This window comes from Pseudomonas sp. (assembly GCF_035554175.1).
Classification (GTDB): Bacteria; Pseudomonadota; Gammaproteobacteria; order Pseudomonadales; family Pseudomonadaceae; genus Aquipseudomonas.
In genome coordinates this window covers 289,836-311,826 of sequence record NZ_DATMIV010000050.1, presented here as the reverse complement: position 1 = coordinate 311,826, position 21,991 = coordinate 289,836, and the positions used below count along the sequence as shown (strand labels likewise).

Sequence of the window (21,991 nt, the reverse complement as noted above, 5' to 3'; positions counted from 1 at the left end):
CTTCGCGAGCAGGCTCGCTCCCACAGTTGATTGCAGTCCCTTGTGGGAGCGAGCCTGCTGGCGAAGGCGATTGCCCAAACACCATAGAACTCATGCAAAAGCCTTGAATGGCAGTTATTCTTGGCCGCGACTGTTACGTCTGCACGTGGGGGAAGGCCAGCATGGATAAAGTCATTGTCATCACCGGTGGCGGGCGTGGAATCGGCGCTGCGACGGCGCTGTTGGCAGCCGAACAGGGCTATCGGATCTGTATCAACTATCAGGCGGATGAACAGGCTGCGCACAGCGTACTGGAGCAGGTTCGAGCCCTGGGCGCTCAAGCCATCGCGGTACGCGCCGATGTCAGTATCGAAGATGAAGTGATCGCCATGTTTCAGCGCGTCGACAGCGAACTGGGCCGCGTCACTGCGCTGGTCAACAACGCCGGTACGGTCGGGCAAAAATCGCGGGTCGATGAAATGTCCGAATTCCGCATTCTCAAAATCATGAAAACCAACGTTTTGGCGCCGATCCTCTGCGCCAAACACGCGATCCTGCGCATGTCCCCCAGACACGGCGGGCAGGGCGGCAGCATCGTCAATGTGTCGTCGGTCGCGGCGCGTCTGGGCTCGCCGAACGAGTACGTTGATTACGCAGCGTCCAAGGGCGCGCTCGACACCTTCACCATCGGCCTGTCCAAGGAAGTGGCCGGCGAGGGCATTCGGGTCAATGCGGTGCGGCCGGGCTACATCTATACCGACTTCCATGCCCTGAGCGGCGACCCGGATCGGGTCAGCAAACTCGAGTCGGCGATTCCCATGGCCCGCGGCGGGCGACCTGATGAAGTAGCCGAGGCGATTGTCTGGTTGCTGTCGGACAAGGCTTCGTATGCGACGGGGACGTTTGTGGATTTGGGGGGCGGGCGGTAACCCTCTGGATTTTCGTTGTTAATGCCGGCCCCATCGCGAGCAGGCTCGCTCCCACAGTGGATGTGTGACTACAGAACCAATTGTGGGAGCGAGCCTGCTCGCGAAGGGGCCAGACTCGACAATATCTGTCTGTCAGAACGACCGCACAATCCGCCCCAACGTCTCCATGGCCTTTTCCGATTCCTCGCTCCACGGGCTGCCGTAATTCAAGCGAATACAATTCCTGAAACGCCGGGTCGGCGAGAAGATCGGCCCCGGTGCGATGCTGATGCCTTGCGCCAATGCCATCTGAAACAGCTTCAGCGAATCCATCTGCTCGGGCAATTCCAGCCAGAGAAAGTAACCGCCGGCCGGCTGGCTGACCCGGGTCTGCGGCGGAAAGTAACGCGCGATCGCCGCGAGCATGGCGCTCTGCTGTTCCTCCAGCGCATAGCGCAGTTTGCGCAGGTGCCGATCGTAACCGCCATGTTGCAGATAGTCGGCAATCGCCGCCTGCGCCGGCATCGAGGCGCATAACGAGGTCATCAGCTTCAGCCGCTCGATTTTCTGCGCATAACGCCCGGCGGCAACCCAGCCGATGCGATAGCCGGGCGCCAGGCTCTTGGCAAACGAGCCGCAGTGCATCACCAGGCCCTCGGTATCGAAGGCCTTGGCCGGTTTTGGCGCCTGTTGGCCGTAATAGAGTTCGGCGTAGACATCGTCCTCGATCAACGGCACCTGATGCTGGCGCAGCAACTCGACCAGCTCCTGCTTCTTCGCCTCGGGCATGGTCGCACCCATCGGGTTCTGGAAACTGGTCATGCACCAGCAGGCTTTGATCGGATGGCGTTCCAGTGTTTGCGCGAGCACGCCGAGGTCGATGCCGTCGCGCGGGTGCACCGGGATTTCCACGGCTTTGAGTTTGAGCCGTTCCAGCACTTGCAGGCTGGCGTAGAACGCCGGAGCTTCGATGGCCACCAGATCACCGGGTTCGGTCACCGCTTGCAGGCACAGATTCAGCGCTTCGAGGGCGCCGTTGGTGATCAGCAGTTCTTCCATCGGCAACATCAGTCCGCCGACCATATAGCGCAGAGCGATCTGCCGACGCAGTTGCGGATTGCCCGGTGACATATCGGTGACCACCATGCGCGGGTCCATTTCCCGCGCAGCGCTGGTCAGTGAGCGCGACAGGCGTTGCAGGGGAAACAGGGTCGGGCTGGGAAACGCCGAGCCGAAGGGCACGGTGTTCGGGTCTTTGATCGAGTCGAGCACAGAGAACACCAGTTCACTGACGTCGACTTCGGTGGATTCATTGACTTGTGGGCTGATCACCGGCTCGGAGAACGGGCTCGGCGCATGGGTGTTGACGAAGTACCCGGAACGCGGCCGGGCGCGGATCAGGCCCCGGCGTTCGAGCAGGTAATAGGCCTGGAATACGGTGGACGGGCTGACGCCGTAGGTCTGGCTGGCATAGCGCACCGACGGCACACGCTGACCGGGGCCGAGGACGCCGGAGCGGATCAGTTCAGCGATGTCGTCGGCGAATTTTTCGTAGCGTTTCATCGGTATTCCGCAATGGACTGAATTCGGTTAGCTGTTGTGGCGAGGGAGCTTGCTCCCGCTTGAGTGCGCAGCACTCACAAGATTCAGGAGCTGCTGCGCAAACCCGCGGGAGCAAGCTCCCTCGCCACAGGGATTGCATCATTCTGAAGGCTCAGCGATTGATCGGCGCCACGAACCGGCTCTTCGCCACGCTGTACACCTGCGGTTCATTACTGTCCTCAATCCGGAAACTCAACGTCTGCGAACTGCTGGCGGGCCGTTGCGCAGTCATCGCCACCGACACCGGCACATCGACAATCTCCCCCGGCGCCAGGCTCAGCGCCGTTTTGCCTTGCAACTCGAACCCGTCACCGTCAACCAGGCGCAACCGGTAATCCTGCCGTTGCTGCGTCTTGTTGATGACCTTGAGCGAGTAAATGTTTTCGATCTGTCCTTGGGCGTTCTTACGGAACAAGCCGCGATCCTTGGTCACGTCCAGCGACACCATCGGCCGCTCGACCAAGGCCAGCGCCAGCGCGCCGATCATCACCAACAGCACCGCCGTATAGCCAGTCAGGCGCGGGCGCAGCAGATGAGTCTTGCCGCCCTGCAATTCGCGCTCGGAACTGTAGCGGATCAAACCGCGCGGGTAATGCATTTTGTCCATGATCGAATCGCAGGCATCAATGCACGCCGCGCAGCCGATGCATTCCATTTGCAGTCCATCGCGGATGTCGATGCCGGTAGGGCAGACCTGCACGCACAGTTGGCAATCGATGCAATCACCGAGGCCCGCTTCGACCGGGCGAACATCGCGCTTGCGCGGGCCGCGGTTTTCGCCACGGGCAGCGTCGTAGGCGATGGTCAGCGTGTCCTTGTCGAACATCACGCTCTGGAACCGCGCATACGGACACATGTGCATGCACACCGCCTCGCGCAGCCAGCCCGCGTTGATGTAAGTGGCGGCGGCGAAAAAAAGCACCCAGAACAGGTTGAGCCCACCGATCTGCAGGGTCAGCAGTTCTTCAGCCAACGGGCGGATCGGCGTGAAATAGCCGACAAAGGTCACCCCGGTCATGACGCTGATTGCCAGCCACAGGGTGTGCTTGGCGGCGCGCCGCGCCAGTTTGTTCAGGCTCCAGGGTGCGGCTTGCAGTTTGATCCGCTGGTTGCGTTCGCCTTCGGTGATCTTTTCGCACCACATGAAGATCCACGTCCACGAACTCTGCGGACAGGTGTAACCGCACCAGACCCGCCCGGCGAACACCGTGATGGCGAACAGACCGAACGCGGCGATGATCAGCAGGGCCGAGAGCAAAATGAAATCCTGCGGCCAGAACGTCGCGCCGAAGATGTGGAATTTGCTTTCCGACAAATCCCACAACACCGCTTGCCGCCCGCCCCAGTTCAACCAGACCGTGCCAAAGAACAACACGAACAGAAACCCCGCACCGCTCATGCGCAAGGTACGAAACAGCCCGGTGAAGCTGCGGGTGTGGATCTGATTGTCGCTGGCTCTGGCCGTCGCCTTGATCGGGCGCGCGGGAACCTTGTTCATGGTGGGAGACGCATCTACGGTTCGGACGGGGATTCGGTCGCTCATGGTCGTTCGCTCATCAGCCTCCATCAGGCCGATGCACTATGAGCGCCGATCTGTTTGCAGAACAGACTCAGGTCTGGCAATAAAAAGCGGATCAGATGCGCATTGGCGCAATGCCTGCGACAACTTGAAGCAACGCGGCGGGCGCGGCGCCAACGCCTATCGCAGGCGTCGGCGGAGAGCGTTGAGCGAGATCAATCAAACCACCGAATCACTGTCATCGGCCTTCAAATGTTTGCGCCCATCCTTGGCCCCAGCGACGGTCAAGGCATCGGCTTGTGCTTCAGTGATGAAGACACGCCTGCCTTTTATTTCCACGAATGACATGGCTTTTTCACTGTCCGTCATGACTTCCAGCGTGTCGCAGATACGAATTTCCTGGCCATTTTCGACGGTGAAAATACAGACTTTTTTCTCAGGGTTGGATTCATCGATTTCAACGGTCATGCCGGCAGTCCTCTTTATCCAGGGATATCTGCACGTTAGGAAGTGCTGCGCGTCGATCGTTCTGCGCAACCGATTAATGGTCGCTGTTGTCCATCGCTAATCAAGCCAATAACAAGGGAGGCACGATGGAAGACTGGTGGGATGAAGTGTGGACAACCCTGCAAGCCGAATTCGCTGACATCGGCGATGCCTCGCAATTGACGCGAATTACCGTACGGCTGGTGATGGCGGCGGTACTCGGCGGGATTCTCGGTTTTGAGCGTGAACATAAAGGCAAGGCAGCGGGTGTGCGTACGCACATGCTGGTGGCGCTGGGTGCTGCGCTGTTCGTATTGGTGCCGCAGACGTCGGGCGCGGAGTCCGACGCCATGAGTCGGGTCCTGCAGGGGGTGATCGCCGGGATCGGCTTTCTGGGCGCCGGCACTATCCTGAAAAACGAGAAGGGCGACGAAGCCCATGTCAAAGGCCTGACCACGGCCGCCGGGTTATGGATGACAGCGGCGATCGGCGTAGCGGTAGGTTTGGGCAAGGAGGCGACGGCGTTGCTCAGTACGATTCTGGCGCTGGCGATCTTCAGCGTGATGCCTTACCTGGTTCGACTGTTCGAGAAAGATGTCGACAAGAACGACCATCTCTAGCCAATTGCTCGGTCCCGTGTAGGAGCTGCCCAAGGCTGCGATCTTTTGACTTGATCTGATCTTGAAGATCAAAAGATCGCAGCCTTCGGCTGTTCCTACAGGGCCGGCACACAGATACGTCAGACGATCACCGGCGGCATCGTATTCGGCGGTTCTTCTTTCGGCGGTGGCGTGGTGCCGGGCGGTTCCTGCTCGGGAACCGGCGCCGGCTCGGTCTCGGGCAGGGCAGGTTTGTCGATATTCGGATCGGGCGTTTCCGCCGGAATCGGGATGTTCATTTGATGACCCTCCGTGTGGCACATGGCGTGAGACGTGCTTAAGTGGGTTGACCCGCCTGCGCTCAATTCGATCCGTGTACGTGACTTGATAATTTCATCTGAACTTTTCCCCGCGCCGGTTGCTCGGAACCTAAGTGAGTTCATGACAGGGCCGGCGCTTTGTTGCAATTACTGTTCCGGCACAAGAGCGTCCTTGGGGCGTTAAGGAGAGATGCTCAATGACTGCTGAAAGACCATCAGAACTGAGTTACAACCCGCACATGCCGTTGTCGCAGGCATTGCTGTTGCCGCGCATCGTCATCGAAAACACCATGCCGACCCTCGACGGTGGCCAATTTGCCGTCAAGTCCATTGCCGGGCGTGAAGTGGTGGTGACCAGCAAAGTGTTTGCCGATGGCCACGACAAACTGGCGGTGCGCATCCGCTGGCGCGAGGAAGGCCAGGAAACCTGGCAGACCGAGGTGATGTCCGATCAGGGCAATAACACCTGGCGAGGCCAGTTCCGCCCAGAGGAGCAGGGCCGATACCTGTACTGCATCGAAGCGTGGATCGACCATTTCGCCAGCTTCCAGTACGAGCTCGAAAAGAAGCACAACGCCGCAGTGCCGGTTTCCCTGGAGCTGCAGGAAGGCCGCACCATGGTGCAACAGGCCGCCGAGCGCAGCGAAGGTCAGCTCAGCGAACAACTGGCCGCGCTGCACCACGAATTGTCCGGCCTGCTTGAAACCGAGCAGGTCGCGCTGTTTCTGCACTCGCGCAGTGCAGAGTTGATGGCCCAGGCCGATCACCGTGCCTATCTGAGCGTCATTGCCGAATTCCCGATGGACGTTGAGCGTGAGCTGGCCGAGTTTGCCAGTTGGTATGAGCTGTTCCCGCGCTCGATCACCGACGATCCCAAGCGTCACGGCACCTTCAACGACGTGCACTCGCGCCTGCCGATGATTCAGGACATGGGCTTCGACGTGCTGTATTTCACGCCGATTCACCCGATCGGTCGCGCCCACCGCAAGGGCCGCAACAATTCCCTGACCGCCGGCCCTGATGATCCCGGCAGTCCGTATGCGATCGGCAGTGAGGAGGGCGGGCACGAGGCGATTCATTCGCAGCTCGGCACCCGCGAAGATTTTCGCCGACTGGTGGCCGCCGCTGCCGATCATGGTCTGGAAATCGCGCTCGATTTCGCTATCCAGTGTTCCCAGGATCACCCGTGGCTCAAGGAGCATCCGGGCTGGTTCAACTGGCGCCCGGACGGCACGATCAAATACGCCGAGAACCCTCCGAAGAAATATCAGGACATCGTCAACGTCGACTTCTATGCGCCAGATGCGATTCCGAGCCTGTGGGTCGAGTTGCGCGATATCGTGGTTGGCTGGGTCAAGGAGGGGGTGAAGATCTTCCGCGTCGACAACCCGCACACCAAGCCGCTGCCATTCTGGCAATGGTTGATCGCCGATGTGCGCACGCTGTATCCGGAAGTGATCTTCCTCGCCGAAGCCTTTACCACCCCGGCAATGATGGCGCGTCTGGGCAAGGTCGGTTACTCGCAGAGCTACACCTATTTCACCTGGCGCAATACCAAGGCCGAATTGGCGGAATATTTCACCGAATTGAATGAGTCGCCGTGGCGCGAATGCTACCGGCCGAATTTCTTCGTCAATACCCCGGACATCAACCCGGCCTTCCTGCATGAGTCGGGGCGTCCCGGTTTTCTCATCCGCGCTGCGCTGGCGACCATGGGCTCAGGTCTGTGGGGCATGTACTCCGGTTTCGAACTGTGCGAATCGGCACCGGTGCCCGGCAAAGAGGAATACCTGGATTCGGAGAAATACGAAATCCGCGTCCGCGACTTCACTGCCCCCGGCAATATCATTGCCGAGATCGCCCAGCTCAACCGCATCCGTCGGCAGAACCCGGCGCTGCACACGCATCTGGGGCTGAAAATCTACAACGCCTGGAACGACAACATTCTGTACTTCGGCAAACGCAGCGCCGATGGCAGCAATTTCATCCTGGTCGCGGTCAGCCTTGATCCGCACAACGTGCAGGAAGCGAATTTCGAACTGCCGCTGTGGGAAATGGGCCTGCCCGACGACGCCACGACCCATGGCGAAGATTTGATGAACGGTCATCGCTGGGACTGGCACGGCAAGTACCAGTTCATGCGCATCGACCCGGCCTATCAGCCATTCGGGATCTGGCGGATTAGCGCCGCCTAAAGCATTGCACAAACCCCTGTAGGAGCTGCCGAAGGCTGCGATCTTTCAAATGCAAGATCAAAAGATCGCAGCCCTCGGCAGCTCCTACAGAGGGATCAGCATAATCAGATTCTGTGCAGAAACGAATTTTTCAGGAGCTACACATGGCGAAGAAACCCAAGGCAGCCGCCTTCATCAAAGACCCGCTCTGGTACAAGGATGCGGTGATTTATCAGGTTCACGTCAAATCGTTTTTCGACTCCAACAATGACGGGATCGGCGACTTTCCCGGGCTGATCGCCAAACTCGATTACATTGCCGACCTCGGCGTCAACACCATCTGGCTGTTGCCGTTCTACCCTTCGCCGCGCCGCGACGATGGCTACGACATCGCCGAATACCGTGGCGTGCACAGCGACTACGGGACCATGGCCGACGCCAAGCGTTTTATCGCCGAAGCGCACAAGCGCGGGCTGCGGGTGATCACCGAGCTGGTCATCAACCATACCTCCGACCAGCACCCGTGGTTCCAGCGGGCGCGCAAGGCCAAGCCCGGCTCGGCAGCGCGGGACTTCTATGTCTGGTCCGATGACGACCAGAAATACGACGGCACGCGGATCATCTTCCTCGACACCGAGAAGTCCAATTGGACCTGGGATCCGGTCGCCGGCCAGTATTTCTGGCACCGGTTCTACTCGCACCAGCCAGACCTGAATTTCGACAACCCGCAAGTCATGAAAGCGGTGCTGTCGGTGATGCGTTACTGGCTGGACATGGGCATCGACGGCCTGCGCCTCGATGCGATTCCGTATCTGATCGAACGCGATGGCACCAACAACGAAAACCTGCCCGAGACCCACGATGTTCTCAAGCAGATCCGTGCCGAGATCGACGCCAACTATCCCGACCGCATGCTGCTGGCCGAGGCCAATCAGTGGCCGGAAGACACTCAGCTGTATTTCGGTGACACCGATGCCGCCGGCCTCAACGGCGACGAATGCCACATGGCTTTCCACTTTCCGCTGATGCCACGCATGTACATGGCGCTGGCTCAGGAAGATCGCTTCCCGATCACTGATATTCTGCGTCAAACCCCGGAGATCCCGGCGAACTGCCAATGGGCGATCTTCCTGCGCAACCACGATGAATTGACTCTGGAAATGGTCACCGACCGCGAACGCGACTACCTGTGGAATTACTACGCAGCTGACCGTCGCGCACGGATCAACCTGGGTATCCGCCGCCGTCTCGCACCGCTGATGGAACGCGACCGCCGCCGCATTGAACTGCTCAACAGCCTGCTCCTGTCGATGCCCGGCACGCCGACCCTGTATTACGGCGACGAAATCGGCATGGGCGACAACATCTACCTCGGCGACCGCGACGGCGTGCGTACGCCGATGCAGTGGTCGATCGACCGCAACGGCGGCTTCTCCCGCGCCGACCCGGCCAGCCTGGTGCTGCCGCCGATCATGGATCCGCTGTACGGCTATCAGTCGGTCAACGTCGAGACCCAGTCCGGCGATCCACATTCGCTGCTGAACTGGACTCGCCGTCTGCTCGCAGTGCGCAAACAGTCGAAAGCCTTCGGGCGCGGCACCTTGAAAATGCTCTCACCGAGCAATCGTCGCGTACTGGCCTATACCCGCGAATTCACCGACGCCGACGGCAAGCACGAAATCATTCTGTGCGTGGCCAACGTTTCACGCAGTGCGCAAGCGGTGGAACTGGATCTGTCGGCTTACGTTGGCATGGTGCCGGTGGAAATGCTCGGCGGTAACGCCTTTCCGCCGATCGGCCAGCTGAATTTCCTCCTGACCCTGGCACCGTACGGTTTCTACTGGTTCGCCCTGGCGGCGGAAAACCAGATGCCGAGCTGGCACGTCGAGCCGGCGCAGAGCCTGCCGGATTTCACCACGCTGGTGCTGAAAAAACGTATGGAAGAACTGCTCGAAGCACCGTCGCGTACGACGCTGGAGCAAAGCATTCTGCCGAGCTGGCTGCAAAACCGTCGCTGGTTCGCCGGCAAGGATGCGGCCATCGACAAGGTCAACCTCGCGTATGGCGTGCGCTTCGGCGATGCCCAGCACCCAGTGCTGCTCAGCGAGATCGAAGTCACCAGCGGCGGGCAGACCAATCGTTATCAGCTGCCGTTCGGCTTTATCGCCGAGGATCACGTTGGCCCACCATTGCCACAGCAATTGGCGCTATCGCGGGTGCGTCGTGTGCGTCAGGTCGGCTTGATCACTGATGCGTTCAGTCTGGAAACCTTTGTCCGCGCTGTGTTGCAAGGTATGCAGAACAACACCGTGCTCGAATCTGCGGAAGGGGAAATTCGCTTCGAGCAGACCGCGCATCTGGAAAAACTCGGCCTCGGTGCCGAGTCGGATGTGCGCTACCTGTCTGCCGAGCAATCCAACAGCTCGGTGGTAATCGGCAACAGTCTGGTGCTTAAGCTGATACGCAAAGTCGCTTCTGGCGTACACCCGGAACTGGAGATGAGCGCTTACCTGACCGAGGCCGGTTTTGCCAATATCTCTCCTCTGCTGGGTTCGGTGATTCGCCGTGATGCACAGGGCGAAGACAACCTGCTGATGATCGCTCAGGGTTATCTGAGCAATCAGGGCGATGCCTGGGAATGGACGCAGAACAACCTTGAGCGTGCGCTGCGCGATGAACTGGCCGACGCGATGTCCGAGCAGGAGCAGCATTACAACGCATTGGGCGAGCTGAGGGACTTTGCCGGCATGCTCGGCCAGCGGCTGGGCGAGATGCATCAGGTACTCGCCGCGCCGACCGATAACGCCGACTTCGCCCCGCAAGTGTCGTCGAGCAAGGACATGGCGGCGACGGGCAAGGACGTCACCGCACAGGTCGAACACGCGCTGAAACTGCTCAAGCAGCATCAGGGCGAACTGAATGCCGCCGATCAGAAACTGGTCAAGCGACTGGTCGATGAGAAGAAAACCATCCTTGCCCATGTGCAGGATCTGGCGAAAAAAGCCACCGGCGGCTTGCGCATTCGTGTGCATGGCGACTTGCATCTGGGCCAGGTGTTGGTGATCAAGGGCGATGCCTACCTGATCGATTTTGAGGGCGAACCGGCGCGGCCACTGAGTGAGCGCCGCGGCAAACACAGCCCGTACAAGGATGTCAGCGGTGTGCTGCGCTCGTTCGATTACGCAGCGGCGATGACTATCAACGTGCATAACGTCGATAACAGTGCCGAAGCCGAAGCGGCGCGCAAACGCGTCGCCGAGCGTTATCTGCGTGAAGCCCGCGAAGCATTTGTCCAGGCATACCGCGGGGCGGCAGCTAGTCTTGAGCATGCCTGGCAGGATCCTGAGGGGGCCGACGCCGCGCTGGCGTTGTTCGGTCTGGAAAAAGCCGCCTATGAAGTGGTCTACGAGGCAGAAAACCGTCCGACCTGGCTGCCCGTGCCATTGCACGGCTTGTATGGATTATTGACCGGGCTTAAACCCTTTTCCGAACTTGGTGGAGAGTTGTCATGAGTTTCTCGAACAAGGAACAGGGTGTGGTGAAGCAAGCATTGTTACCCTCGGCAAGAGACATCGATGCGCTGGTGCGCGCTGAACATCCGGATCCGTTTTCAATACTCGGCCCGCATGGCGACGGCGCAAGCGGGCAGTTCATCCGCGCCTACCTGCCGGGTGCACTGAGTGTGTCGGTGCTGGATAGAGACAGCGGCGAAGAGATCGGCCCGTTGCAAATGACCGAAACGCCGGGCCTGTTCGTTGGCCATTTCGATCAGGCGCGCCCGTATCTGCTGCGTACGCGCTGGGCGGGTGGCGAACAGGTCGCGGAGGATCCTTATAGCTTTGGCCAATTGCTCGGTGAGATGGATCTGTATCTGTTTGCCGAGGGCAATCACCGCGACCTCAGTGCCTGCCTCGGTGCACAGCTGAAAACCGTTGATGGTGTCGACGGCGTGCGCTTCGCCGTGTGGGCGCCGAACGCGCGCCGTGTGTCGGTGGTCGGCGACTTCAACGTCTGGGACGGTCGTCGTCATCCGATGCGCCTGCGTCATCCTTCCGGTGTCTGGGAATTGTTCATTCCGCGCCTGCAGGCGGGGGAGTTGTACAAATACGAAATCCTCGGTGCCCACGGCATCCTGCCCCTCAAGGCCGACCCGATGGCGCTGGCCACCAGCCTGCCGCCGGACACTGCCTCGAAAGTCGCCGCACCGCTGCAAATCGACTGGCAGGATCAGGACTGGATGAATGCACGCCACGACCGGCAGCAGCGCTCCAGACCGTTGTCGATCTACGAGCTGCACGCTGGTTCCTGGCAATGCGAGCTGGATGATCTTGGTGAAGTCGCGCGCCAGTACACTTGGCCGGAACTGGCGGAACGGCTGATTCCATATGTGAAAGAGCTGGGTTTCACCCACATCGAGCTGATGCCGATCATGGAGCATCCGTTTGGTGGTTCGTGGGGTTATCAGTTGCTCTCACAGTTCGCTCCGAGCGCACGCTATGGCACACCTGAGCAGTTCGCTGCGTTCGTCAACGCTTGCCATCAGGCTGATATCGGCGTGATTCTCGACTGGGTGCCCGCGCATTTCCCCACCGATACCCATGGCCTGGCGCAGTTCGACGGCACCGCGCTGTATGAGTACGGCAATCCGCTGGAAGGCTTCCATCAGGATTGGGACACGCTGATCTATAACCTCGGCCGTACCGAAGTGCATGGCTATATGTTGGCCTCGGCACTGCACTGGTTGAAGCACTTCCATATCGACGGCCTGCGCGTCGACGCGGTGGCCTCGATGCTGTATCGGGACTATTCGCGCAAGGCCGGCGAATGGGTGCCGAACCGCCACGGTGGTCGCGAGAACCTCGAAGCCATCGATTTTCTGCGTCACTTGAACGACGTGGTTGAGCTGGAAGCGCCGGGCGCGCTGGTCATCGCTGAAGAATCCACCGCATGGCCGGGCGTCAGCCAAAGCACTCAGCAGGGTGGGCTCGGCTTTTCCTACAAATGGAACATGGGCTGGATGCACGATTCGCTGCATTACATCCAGCAGGATCCGGTGTACCGCGCCCATCACCACAATGAGCTGAGTTTCGGCCTGGTCTATGCCTGGTCTGAGCGCTTCATCCTGCCCATCTCTCACGACGAAGTGGTGCACGGCAAACATTCGCTGATCGACAAGATGCCCGGGGACCGCTGGCAGAAATTCGCCAACCTGCGTGCCTACCTGAGTTTCATGTGGACGCATCCGGGCAAGAAGTTGCTGTTCATGGGCTGCGAGTTTGGCCAGTGGCGCGAGTGGAACCACGATCAGCAACTGGATTGGTATCTGTTGCAGTATTCCGAGCACAAAGGCGTGCAGAAACTGGTCGGTGATCTCAATCGACTGTATCGCGATGAGCCGGCCCTGCATGACCAGGACGACGCGCCGCAGGGCTTCCAATGGCTGATAGGCGACGACGCGATCAACAGCGTTTATGCATGGTTGCGCTGGAGCAAGGATGGCTCGCCGGTACTGGTGGTCGCCAACTTCACCCCGGTGCCGCGTCAGTCTTATCGAATCGGTGTGCCTTTTGCCGGGCGCTGGACTGAGCTGTTCAACAGTGATGCCGACATTTATGCCGGCTCCAACTATGGCAATGGCGGCGGGGCACTCACGGAAGAAGTGCCAAGCCATGGCCAGTCGTTATCGCTGGAACTCAACTTGCCACCGTTGGCGGTGTTGATCCTAAAGCCGCAGGGCTAGCACCTGTGGGAGCGAGCCTGCTGGCGAAGGCGCCATGTCAGTCAACGATGAGGTTGAAGGTGGCATCGCTTTCGCGAGCAGGCTCGCTCCCACAAGGTTCTTCGTTGTCCAGAAATTCACCAGCGCATCCGCACTCCCAGGCTGCCAATGATTCCGTTCAGGTCATTGTCATCCACATCGCTGCTGTAATCAGCGCTCATGTACAGGCTCACTGCCGGCGTCACCCGTGCCACCAGCCCCAACCCCAGTTCGACGGTAGAGGACTTGCGGCTGCTGCTGATCTTGTCGACCTGATCCAGTGTCACCGTGCTGCCGGTATACACGGTGTGCCAAAGGTTGGTACGCAAGTAGGGCTCAACCGGCAAACCATTCAAGTCATAACTGCCCTTCAAACGCGCACCGACGCGGCCGCTCCACGCGGTCAGCTCGGTCGAAGACGCGTTGCCGGAACCGGCGTAAGGCGCGTTGAGACTGATGCGCTGGTTGATCAATTGCGCTTGCGGTTCAACCACCCAGTTATCGCTGAGCCCAATCGGATAACCGCCCTCCAGCGAAAAGCTCATGGCGCTGCCTTCGCTGGCCTGGCGTTCGCCCTGTGGAGTCCGACTGAAACCGCTGACCCGGCCGCCACTGGCCGACAGGTCAACATGCCAGCCCTGTGCTCCGACCAGACTGTAATAGGCGCCGAGGCTCTGGCCTTGCAGGTTGAGGCTGTCAGTGTGCGGGTCGGAGAGGGCACCACGAGCCAGCGCACCACTGGCATTGATCTGAATCTGATTGCCGCCACCGATCAGCCCAAGCGTCTGAGTGGCACCGTTAGCGCTGCGCAATGTCACCACCGCCGGCCCTTTGAATTGGCCGGCGGGCATCGCATATCTCGAAGGCAACGCGTCGGCCTGGTTCTGCCCAGCAGTTTTGCCGTACAACTCATCCCAGTCCGACGGCGCCGGCTCTTCACTGATCAGTCGCGAACTTCGTTGACCCAATGGCAGAGGCCTGGGCGTGATCACCGTCGCCGGCAAGATCATGACCGGCACATCGGCGCGATACCATGCGGTTTCACCCGCCGCAGATCCCGCGTGCGCCTCCATGGAAGAGCACAGTAACAACGAACCAGACACTGTGCAGAGTGTGATTTTGAACGCGTGTGGGGTCAGTGAAGTTTTCATGGGGGTCTACCTTGCAAGCGCATGCGTCATCTCGAGTTTGGCGTCTCTCCTACCCCGAATGAGGGGCGACCGAATAGAGCGGGGCGAACCGCGGCTGCTCGATTTCGCGAGTGCCGGAGGGTCAGCCCCAGTAGTGATTCCGGGGGTAGTAAGGTAGAGATAAGAAGAGCGACGGCTTCGCGTCAAGAAAATGCACGATGAAAGGCTTGGCTAAATCAACCTTCGCAAGCGTTTGTTTTTCTGCACATAACTAAGTGTTTGTTTGCAGGGAAAAACGCTGGCGAATTGGATGGGCGGCGGTTTATTGCCGCCGACGAAAGGTCATCAGAGCGCCGAACGGGCTCACGCTGGCGTCATTTAATTGCTGTCAAATACGCGTCTACAGATGCACCTCAACCGCCAACGGAAGATGATCGGATAAGTGCGTCCATGGCTTGTTGCCGAGAATCCGTGGGTCATGGCTGCTGGCGTTGCGCAGGTAAATCCGGTCCAGCCTTAGCAACGGGAACCGCGCCGGATAGGTTTTCGCCGGCCGCCCGTGATGACGCTCAAAGGCTTCGTGAAGGTAATCGCGGCGCGCCAGGGCGGCGTTGCCCTGCAATTGCCAGTCATTGAAATCGCCGGCAATGATCACCGGCGCATCTTCGGGCAGCGACTCCAGCAACTGACAGAGCAACTGCAACTGCAATTGCCGATGGCTTTCCAGCAAACTCAAGTGCACACAGATCGCATGCACCTCAGCGTGCCCAGGCACATCGAGGATGCAGTGCAACAGCCCGCGCCGCTCCGGGCCGGTGATCGACACGTCAAGATTGCGGTATTCGCGGATCGGATATTTCGACAGCAGCGCGTTGCCATGGTGGCCATCGGGATAGACCGCGTTGCGCCCGTAGGCAAAATCGCTCCACATGCTGTCGGCGAGAAATTCGTATTGCGAGGTCTGCGGCCAGTCGTTGTAGCGGCTCGAATGGCGCTCGTGTTCACCCACCACTTCCTGCAGAAACACCAGATCGGCCGAGGTACTGCGTACCGCTTCGCGCAGCTCTGGCAGGATGAAACGCCGATTCAGCGCGGTAAAGCCCTTGTGGGTGTTGACCGTGAGTACCCGCAGGCGATGAATGACTGGCGCGTCGACCGCTTGACGCTTGGGATCGCTGGACACGTTCACTCCTCTGAATTGGGCCATGCCTGTTCATGCGACTGGCTTGAGGGGGTGGCAGTTCCGTTTTCCGAGCGGCGCCAGGCAATGCAGGAGTGAGCCTGCTCGCGATGGTGGAGTGTCAATCAACCCTGCATCAACTGACAGATGGCTATCGCAAGCAGGCTCGCTCCTACAGAGGAGATTGGTGTTTAGACGAACACGATCTCGTACGGCAAGCGCATCCGCTCCAGCAACACCGGCGGCAACAGCGGGGCGATACCGATTGCCGGTTCGCCTTTTAGCTGGCTGGCGTAGGCGTGGGTGGCGTGGCTCTTGCGCGCTACGGTCCAGGTGTCAAGCCGCAACTTGCGTGCCCGCTCCCAGGGAATCAGTTGCTGGTCGCGCTCCGGCCAGTGCCAGGCCCACACCGGCACATCATGAAAACTGGCTCCGGCCCTTTGCGCCGCGTCGAAACTGGCCCGGCCGACCACCTCATGATCGGGTGGGCCGTCTTTGCGCCAGGTGCTGAACACCACATCACCGGGTCGTAGATAACGGCCGATGAACTCGGTCAATTGCGTCTGCTGATCACTCAAGGCGTTGTCGGTAAAGCCGCCGCGTACCCACTTCAGGCTGTGCATCGGCAAGCCGAGACGGCGTAGGGCTTCGACGCTTTCCTGGGGGCGGAACACGCTCAAGCGTTTTTCCGACCATTGCCGAGAGCCGGGATGACTGGCACTGCCGTCGGTGATGGAGAGCAATTGGAGCGGATGGCCGAGGCTGCACAGTAACTGCAGCAGACCGCCGCAGGTGACGACTTCATCACCCGGATGCGGGGCGATGATCACGGCGCGGGCGCCGGCGGGAACCAGACTGTGGGTGTTGATCACGGGAATATTGTCGAGTTGCGGCGCGCTGTTCCAGATTTGCGCGGGCAAGCCGTGTTCATTGAGGATTAACGGTTTCATGAGTGCGACGTCCTTGTTGTGTCTCGCCCTCAGTCGCGAACAGCAAACGCTGGTCACGCCCCGTGAAGGCAGATGAATGGCAAGCGCGCAGCGTTCCAACCCTTGGATGACTGCGAGCAAGAGTATTGCTCAAGACACGGGATTCGTCGCGTCACAGATCAATCTGAACCGTATTTTTTTATTCAAGCTGTACCAGTTTTCGCAGATAGTCACCAAAACCACCTCGCGCGCGACTGTGCAGTCGTGAGCTGGTGTGCACTTGCGGACGGTGGCTCCAGGCGATATTGGCACCGCTGCGCTCCAAGGCGCGCACCAAGTGCACGTCTTCGTCGCACGCCAAGGGCTTGAAGCCTCCGGCCAGACGATAAGCCTCTGCGCTGACGCCCAGATTGGCGCCATGGATATGCCGATGGCCGTCGCGGGCCTGATAGTGGCGGTGATAACGAATCTGCGCTGCCTCATCGATCGATTCATGCCAATGCTCGACGGTGACCGTGCCGCACACGGCGTCAGCTCCCAGCCCGAGCTGCGCCGCCAGCCAGTCATCGGCAACGCGGCTGTCGGCATCGGTGCAGGCAATCCAGCGCGCACCGCGCTCCAGCAGCAGGCGCGCGCCGGCCGCGCGTGCTTCGCCGACATTGCGCGCGTCGATTTGCAAACTCAGCACCGGATAGGCGCTGACAATCTGCGCCGAGCCGTCGCTGCAGCTGTCGAGCACCACCAGTATTTCAACCGGCTCACCGGCCAGTTGTGCATGTTGACTGGCGCGCAGGGCTGCGCGCAGACATTCATCGAGCAGCGCTTCTTCGTTGTGCGCCGGAATGACAATACCGATCAACGCAAGCCCTCCAAGGCTGCCACCGAGCGTGGCTCGCGGCTCCATAGTTCCAGAATGAAATCCGCTTCCTGATGCAGCACCAGACGCGGTAAACCCAATTGCTCGTGAATCCGCTCGTGAACCTGACGCGCGTTCAAAGGGCAGCCATCAATTGGCGGGCGCCAATGGCAAGCCAGCAGTTGACCGTCGGCGCTCAGGGATTGGCTGATGCGCCGGATGACTTCCGTCAGATCATTGCCATCGAGGTAGTAGCCGATTTCGCTAAATACGATCAGGTCGAATTTTTCGTCCGGCCAGTCGCCCGGAAGACGTCCCTGACGGACTTCGGCGTGGTCGAACATGCTCAAACGGGTGCGTGCCAGTTTCACCGCCGCGCTTGCGGTGTCACAACAGAGCAGGCGCTCGCAACGCGGCGCCAGTTCCGCACTCAGCTCGCCATTGGCGCAGCCCGGTTCGAACACCGTCCGATAGCGCGGACGGGGCAAGGCGGCCAGCGTAATTGCGCGTTTGCGCTGCTCGTACCAGCGCTGGCGAAACGCCCACGGGTCGTCATTCCCCGCGAACAGCCCATCGAAATAGCGGTCGTCAACGCTCAAAGAAACACCACTTCAAAAGGTTGTAACAAACGTTCGAGTACATAAGGCGCAAGCACTGGGCCAAGCCCCGCGTCGCGGTCGCCTTCCAGCTGGCTGGCGAACGCATGCGCTGCGTGGCGTTTACGGGCAATGTGCGTTGGCGACAGCAGAATCTTGCGCGCTCGCTGCCACGGCACCGTAGCGTCTTCCGGAGTTGCCCAGTGCCAGGTCCACACGGGAAGTTCATGGCATGTAGCGCCGACTCGTTGCGCTGCTTCGACACTGGCGCGACCGACGGCCTCATGATCGCTGTGCCCGTCTTCGCGCCAAGTGGTAAACACCACGTCACTGGCGTGCAAATAGCTGGCGATGAATTCACTCAACCGGGTTTCCTGAGCCGCAACTTGCGTATCGGTAAAACCGCCGCGCAGCCATTTCAGGCTGTGCATCGGCAAGCCGAGACGCCGCAAGGCTTCAGCGGACTCCTGTGGACGCACCACGCTCAGACGCTCGACCGGCCAGCGATGCGAACCGGGGTGGCTGGCACTGCCATCGGTGACCGAGATCAATTGCAATGGACGTCCGGCCGCCGCGAGCAGTTGCATGATTCCGCCGCAGCCGAGCACTTCGTCATCAGGGTGCGGCGCGACGATCACCGCCCGAGATCCCGGTGGTACCAGATCAAGAATATCGATGGCGGGAAGCTCGGCCAGACGCCGAGAACTTTGCCATTGTTGTAACGAGGTGCCTTGCCCAACGATCGGGTTTTCCTTCATAACGCCCAGACCTCGCAAGACTGACCAGCGACTTGCTGGCCCAGCGCGGCAAGGTCGCGTTCGGCGTGACTCTGGCGCAGAAACACCGGTAGATCAGCACTGAGTCGAGCGAAATGCCGATCCTGACAAAACGGTCCGGCGCCCAGCGCACGCCCGACCTCCCGCATCACTTGTTCGGCAGACTGTTCGACCACCGCACGCGCGCGCCGGGCCAGCAGTTCGGCGTCGGCTTCGGGTTGCGCGTCAATCTGCAAAGCGCTGAAGCGCAATACATCGGCCGCCGCTTGCAGGGCGGTGTCAGTGGCGCCGAGATGGGCGAGGGCATGCGGTTCATCGCGCTGCGCGCAGTGCTGGCGCAGCCCTTCGGCAATCCGTCGCGCAGCGCCATACCAACAGGCCGCGATGCCGATTCCGCCTTGCCAGAATCCCGGTCGTTGCAGGTAGTCGCCGGGATTGCCGATGGCTTGCGCTTCGGCATTCTCGAACAGCACTTCAACGCTGCCGGTCGCGGCCATGCCTACCGCTTGCCAGCCTTGATCAGTGATGATTACACCGGGTTGATCGAGCGCCACAGCGACCAGTTGCTGCTGATCGTCTGCGTCCCACGCGGTGAGCAAGGCATGGCTGAGCACCGCTGCCCCGGAGCACCACGCCTTGCGCCCGTTCAGCGTCACCATGTGCCCGGCGGGCGTGACTGTCACCCGCGCCTGTGGCGGCTCCGCTGCCCACATACCCCACGTGCTGCCCGGGGTTGGCGTGCCGCCCAATTGCTCGATGATCGCCAGCGCGTCGGTGTGGCCTTCGTAGAGTTTGCACAGCCCCAGATCATGGCCGCCGACCTCGGAGAGACGCTGAAACCGTTCCAGCGTGTGACCGCTGCCGGGCAACGGCAAGCGGTCCAGGCCGGCCTCAACCATTGCCCGCAGGCAACGGCCGAGGGCATTGGTATCGGCGTAATCCGGCGGACGGCGGGCCAGATAGTGTTGAAAATCCATATCAGTCTTCTTCGTCACGTTGCAGTTCGAACAGCAGCAACGAGCGTCCGGTTACCGAATATTCATGGCCGAAGTCGAAGCGTTCCTGACCGCGGATCGACGGCTGATTGGTGTCGATCATGCAGGTCCAGAAACCACCGTCCGGAACTTCCGGCAGGGTGAAGTTGACGATGTCGTGGTGCGCGTTCACCACCAGCAACAGCGTCGCATCGCCACCCTTGCGGCGAATGCCGGTTTCCTGCGCACGGCCATCGAGCAGCATGCCCAGGCAACGATTGTGCGCGTCGTGCCAGTGCTCGGTGGTCATCTCGGTGGCGTCCGGGGCCAACCAGGTCACGTCTTTAACGCCGATGTCTTCGTTGTACTCACCGACCAGGAAACGCCCGCGACGCAGGATCGGGTAAGTCAGGCGCAGCTTGATCAGACGTTTGACGAATTTCAGTAGCGCCTTGCCGTCCTCGCTCAAGTCCCAGTTGACCCAGCCAATCTCGCTGTCCTGGCAATAGGCGTTGTTGTTGCCGTCCTGGGTGCGAGCGAACTCGTCCCCGGCAACGATCATCGGCGTGCCTTGGGCCAGCAGCAGGGTGGCGAAGAAATTGCGCATCTGCCGATGACGCAGAGCATTGATTTCCGGGTCGTCGGTCGGCCCCTCGACGCCGTGGTTCCAGGACAGGTTGTTGTTGCTGCCGTCCTGATTGTTCTCGTCGTTGGCTTCGTTGTGCTTGTCGTTGTACGAGACCAGATCGTTGAGAGTGAAACCATCATGGGCGGTGATGAAGTTCACCGACGAATACGGCCGGCGGCCACGCTGGTTGAACATTTCACCGGAGGCAGTCATGCGGCTGGCGAAGTCGGCCAGCTGGGCGTCGTCACCTTTCCAGAAGGCACGCACGGTGTCGCGGAACTTGTCGTTCCATTCGACCCAGCCCGGCGGGAAGTTGCCGACCTGATAGCCGCCGGGGCCGCAATCCCAGGGTTCCGCAATCATTTTCACCTGACGCAGCACCGGATCCTGACGGCAGGCGACGAGGAAGCTGTGGCGTTCGTCGAAGCCATCGTGGTAACGGCCGAGAATGGTTGCCAGGTCGAAGCGGAAACCGTCGACGTGCATCTCGCTGGCCCAGTAGCGCAGGGAGTCGGTGACCATCTGCAGCACACACGGATGGCTCAGATCCAACGTGTTGCCGGTACCGGAATCATTGATGTAATAGCGCTTGTCATCAGGCATCAACCGGTAGTACGAGGCATTGTCGATACCGCGCATGGAGAGGGTCGGGCCTTGCTCGTTGCCCTCGGCGGTGTGGTTATAGACCACGTCGAGGATCACTTCGAGGTTGGCGTCGTGCAGATGCGCGACCATTTCCTTGAATTCGGCGATCTTGCCGCTGGCCAGATAACGCGGATCCGGTGCGAAGAAGGCGATGCTGTTGTAGCCCCAGTAGTTGGTCATGCCTTTCTGCAGCAGATGCTGATCATTGACGAAGGCATGAATCGGCAATAGCTCGACAGAAGACACGCCGAGCTTGCGGATATGTTCCAGCACATCATCGACCATCAGGCCGCCGAAGGTGCCGCGCAGGTTTTCCGGCACCGAGGGGTGACGCATGCTGATGCCGCGCACATGGGTTTCATAAATGATGGTCTTGTCCCAGGGCACGCTGACCCGGTGGTCATTGCCCCAGGTGTGTGCCGGGTCGATGACCTTGCATTTGGGCACGAATGGCGCGCTGTCGCGTTCGTCGAAACTGAGGTCAGCGTCGGGATGGCCGATGGTGTAGCCGAACAGCGCTTCCGACCATTTCAACTCGCCCACCAGTTGCTTGGCGTACGGATCGATCAGCAGTTTGTTGTGATTGAAACGGTGACCATTGGCCGGGTCGTAAGGACCATAGACGCGGTAGCCGTAGATCAGCCCCGGATGCGCGTCGGGCAGGTAGCCGTGGTAGATCTCATCGGTGTATTCCGGCAGTTCGATGCGCTCGAGTTCAACTTCGCCGCTGTCATCGAAAATGCACAGCTCGACTTTGGTGGCGTTGGCGGAAAACAGAGCAAAGTTCACCCCCAGACCATCCCAGGTCGCACCGAGCGGGAAGGGCAGGCCTTCACGGATTCTCGACGGCTCGGCGTGCGCAGCGGGTTCGGCTTTCTTTGGACGGGTCATGATTGCTCCTGCAAAATCGGGACAGTTCGAATTACATCAAT

Annotated in this window: 17 protein-coding genes; 5 read left to right on the top strand and 12 right to left on the bottom strand. The window is 60.2% G+C overall.

Annotated features, from left to right (window positions below; translation table 11 throughout):
* The first annotated feature begins 161 nt into the window (after nucleotides 1-161).
* Nucleotides 162-908 carry an SDR family oxidoreductase gene (locus VNV36_RS22800; protein WP_325720802.1) on the top strand — a complete coding sequence of 249 codons (747 nt, stop codon included), beginning with the start codon at nucleotides 162-164 and terminating at the stop codon, nucleotides 906-908.
* 132 nt (nucleotides 909-1,040) lie between these two features.
* Here the strand turns inward: VNV36_RS22800 and mapR are convergent, their stop codons facing one another.
* The 3 genes from mapR to VNV36_RS22785 form a co-directional block, all read right to left on the bottom strand.
* Nucleotides 1,041-2,450: a GntR family transcriptional regulator MpaR gene (gene mapR, locus VNV36_RS22795; RefSeq protein ID WP_325720800.1), complete on the bottom strand. Its 1,410-nt coding sequence runs from the start codon at nucleotides 2,448-2,450 to the stop codon at nucleotides 1,041-1,043.
* Nucleotides 2,451-2,601: 151 nt separating this feature from the next.
* On the bottom strand, nucleotides 2,602-4,032 hold the full coding sequence (ccoG, locus tag VNV36_RS22790) for a cytochrome c oxidase accessory protein CcoG (protein WP_325720799.1): 1,431 nt from the start codon (nucleotides 4,030-4,032) through the stop codon (nucleotides 2,602-2,604).
* Between the two features lie 195 nt (nucleotides 4,033-4,227).
* Nucleotides 4,228-4,476 (bottom strand): DUF3203 family protein, encoded by a 249-nt coding sequence (locus VNV36_RS22785; protein ID WP_325720797.1) that lies wholly within the window; start codon nucleotides 4,474-4,476, stop codon nucleotides 4,228-4,230.
* Nucleotides 4,477-4,601: 125 nt separating this feature from the next.
* Between VNV36_RS22785 and VNV36_RS22780 the strand changes: the two genes are divergently transcribed.
* Nucleotides 4,602-5,114 carry an MgtC/SapB family protein gene (locus VNV36_RS22780; protein ID WP_325720796.1) on the top strand — a complete coding sequence of 171 codons (513 nt, stop codon included), beginning with the start codon at nucleotides 4,602-4,604 and terminating at the stop codon, nucleotides 5,112-5,114.
* Nucleotides 5,115-5,233: 119 nt separating this feature from the next.
* On the opposite strand, the gene VNV36_RS22775 is transcribed toward VNV36_RS22780, so the two are convergent.
* Nucleotides 5,234-5,392 carry a hypothetical protein gene (locus tag VNV36_RS22775; RefSeq protein ID WP_325720794.1) on the bottom strand — a complete coding sequence of 53 codons (159 nt, stop codon included), beginning with the start codon at nucleotides 5,390-5,392 and terminating at the stop codon, nucleotides 5,234-5,236.
* 218 nt (nucleotides 5,393-5,610) lie between these two features.
* Here VNV36_RS22775 and VNV36_RS22770 point away from each other — a divergent pair, with 218 nt between their 5' ends.
* The 3 genes from VNV36_RS22770 to glgB all read left to right on the top strand — a co-directional run bounded on the left by VNV36_RS22770 (nucleotide 5,611) and on the right by glgB (nucleotide 13,327).
* Entirely contained in the window at nucleotides 5,611-7,608 is a 1,998-nt protein-coding gene (locus tag VNV36_RS22770; protein WP_325720792.1) for an alpha-1,4-glucan--maltose-1-phosphate maltosyltransferase, read from the top strand.
* A 143-nt stretch (nucleotides 7,609-7,751) separates the two neighbouring features.
* On the top strand, nucleotides 7,752-11,099 hold the full coding sequence (gene treS / locus VNV36_RS22765; RefSeq protein ID WP_325720790.1) for a maltose alpha-D-glucosyltransferase: 3,348 nt from the start codon (nucleotides 7,752-7,754) through the stop codon (nucleotides 11,097-11,099).
* Nucleotides 11,096-13,327, top strand: coding sequence for a 1,4-alpha-glucan branching protein GlgB (glgB, locus tag VNV36_RS22760; RefSeq protein ID WP_325720788.1), 2,232 nt, complete (start codon nucleotides 11,096-11,098; stop codon nucleotides 13,325-13,327). Before treS ends, glgB begins: the two co-directional genes overlap by 4 nt.
* A 116-nt stretch (nucleotides 13,328-13,443) precedes the next feature.
* Here the strand turns inward: glgB and VNV36_RS22755 are convergent, their stop codons facing one another.
* From VNV36_RS22755 to glgX, 8 genes are all read right to left on the bottom strand, one after another.
* Nucleotides 13,444-14,496, bottom strand: coding sequence for an autotransporter outer membrane beta-barrel domain-containing protein (locus tag VNV36_RS22755; protein ID WP_325720786.1), 1,053 nt, complete (start codon nucleotides 14,494-14,496; stop codon nucleotides 13,444-13,446).
* A gap of 379 nt (nucleotides 14,497-14,875) precedes the next feature.
* On the bottom strand, nucleotides 14,876-15,658 hold the full coding sequence (locus tag VNV36_RS22750; protein WP_325720785.1) for an endonuclease/exonuclease/phosphatase family protein: 783 nt from the start codon (nucleotides 15,656-15,658) through the stop codon (nucleotides 14,876-14,878).
* A 188-nt stretch (nucleotides 15,659-15,846) separates the two neighbouring features.
* Complete coding sequence (locus VNV36_RS22745) at nucleotides 15,847-16,605, bottom strand: PIG-L deacetylase family protein (RefSeq protein ID WP_325720783.1); 759 nt, start codon at nucleotides 16,603-16,605, stop codon at nucleotides 15,847-15,849.
* 178 nt (nucleotides 16,606-16,783) lie between these two features.
* Nucleotides 16,784-17,443 carry a glycosyltransferase family 2 protein gene (locus tag VNV36_RS22740; RefSeq protein ID WP_325720782.1) on the bottom strand — a complete coding sequence of 220 codons (660 nt, stop codon included), beginning with the start codon at nucleotides 17,441-17,443 and terminating at the stop codon, nucleotides 16,784-16,786.
* The gene (locus VNV36_RS22735; protein WP_325720780.1) at nucleotides 17,440-18,039 is read right to left on the bottom strand and encodes an SAM-dependent methyltransferase; all 600 of its coding nucleotides are present in this window, start codon (nucleotides 18,037-18,039) and stop codon (nucleotides 17,440-17,442) included. Before VNV36_RS22735 ends, VNV36_RS22740 begins: the two co-directional genes overlap by 4 nt.
* Nucleotides 18,036-18,794, bottom strand: a complete 759-nt coding sequence (locus VNV36_RS22730; RefSeq protein ID WP_325720778.1) for a PIG-L deacetylase family protein — start codon at nucleotides 18,792-18,794, stop codon at nucleotides 18,036-18,038. Before VNV36_RS22730 ends, VNV36_RS22735 begins: the two co-directional genes overlap by 4 nt.
* The gene (locus VNV36_RS22725) at nucleotides 18,791-19,789 is read right to left on the bottom strand and encodes an acyl-CoA dehydrogenase family protein (RefSeq protein ID WP_325720776.1); all 999 of its coding nucleotides are present in this window, start codon (nucleotides 19,787-19,789) and stop codon (nucleotides 18,791-18,793) included. The genes VNV36_RS22730 and VNV36_RS22725 overlap by 4 nt, the downstream gene beginning before the upstream one ends.
* Before the next feature lies 1 nt (nucleotide 19,790).
* Nucleotides 19,791-21,950, bottom strand: coding sequence for a glycogen debranching protein GlgX (gene glgX, locus VNV36_RS22720; RefSeq protein WP_325720774.1), 2,160 nt, complete (start codon nucleotides 21,948-21,950; stop codon nucleotides 19,791-19,793).
* Nucleotides 21,951-21,991 lie beyond the last annotated feature (41 nt).

Excerpts from the sequence above, each read along its gene's own strand:
- VNV36_RS22770 (WP_325720792.1), top strand. The coding sequence starts at position 5,611 with ATGACTGCTGAAAGACCATCAGAACTGAGTTACAACCCGCACATGCCG.
- VNV36_RS22730 (WP_325720778.1), bottom strand. The coding sequence starts at position 18,794 with ATGAAGGAAAACCCGATCGTTGGGCAAGGCACCTCGTTACAACAATGG.
- mapR (WP_325720800.1), bottom strand. The coding sequence starts at position 2,450 with ATGAAACGCTACGAAAAATTCGCCGACGACATCGCTGAACTGATCCGC.
- VNV36_RS22725 (WP_325720776.1), bottom strand. The coding sequence starts at position 19,789 with ATGGATTTTCAACACTATCTGGCCCGCCGTCCGCCGGATTACGCCGAT.
- glgB (WP_325720788.1), top strand. The coding sequence starts at position 11,096 with ATGAGTTTCTCGAACAAGGAACAGGGTGTGGTGAAGCAAGCATTGTTA.
- treS (WP_325720790.1), top strand. The coding sequence starts at position 7,752 with ATGGCGAAGAAACCCAAGGCAGCCGCCTTCATCAAAGACCCGCTCTGG.
- VNV36_RS22780 (WP_325720796.1), top strand. The coding sequence starts at position 4,602 with ATGGAAGACTGGTGGGATGAAGTGTGGACAACCCTGCAAGCCGAATTC.
- VNV36_RS22800 (WP_325720802.1), top strand. The coding sequence starts at position 162 with ATGGATAAAGTCATTGTCATCACCGGTGGCGGGCGTGGAATCGGCGCT.
- VNV36_RS22755 (WP_325720786.1), bottom strand. The coding sequence starts at position 14,496 with ATGAAAACTTCACTGACCCCACACGCGTTCAAAATCACACTCTGCACA.
- VNV36_RS22785 (WP_325720797.1), bottom strand. The coding sequence starts at position 4,476 with ATGACCGTTGAAATCGATGAATCCAACCCTGAGAAAAAAGTCTGTATT.
- VNV36_RS22775 (WP_325720794.1), bottom strand. The coding sequence starts at position 5,392 with ATGAACATCCCGATTCCGGCGGAAACGCCCGATCCGAATATCGACAAA.
- glgX (WP_325720774.1), bottom strand. The coding sequence starts at position 21,950 with ATGACCCGTCCAAAGAAAGCCGAACCCGCTGCGCACGCCGAGCCGTCG.
- ccoG (WP_325720799.1), bottom strand. The coding sequence starts at position 4,032 with ATGAGCGACCGAATCCCCGTCCGAACCGTAGATGCGTCTCCCACCATG.
- VNV36_RS22745 (WP_325720783.1), bottom strand. The coding sequence starts at position 16,605 with ATGAAACCGTTAATCCTCAATGAACACGGCTTGCCCGCGCAAATCTGG.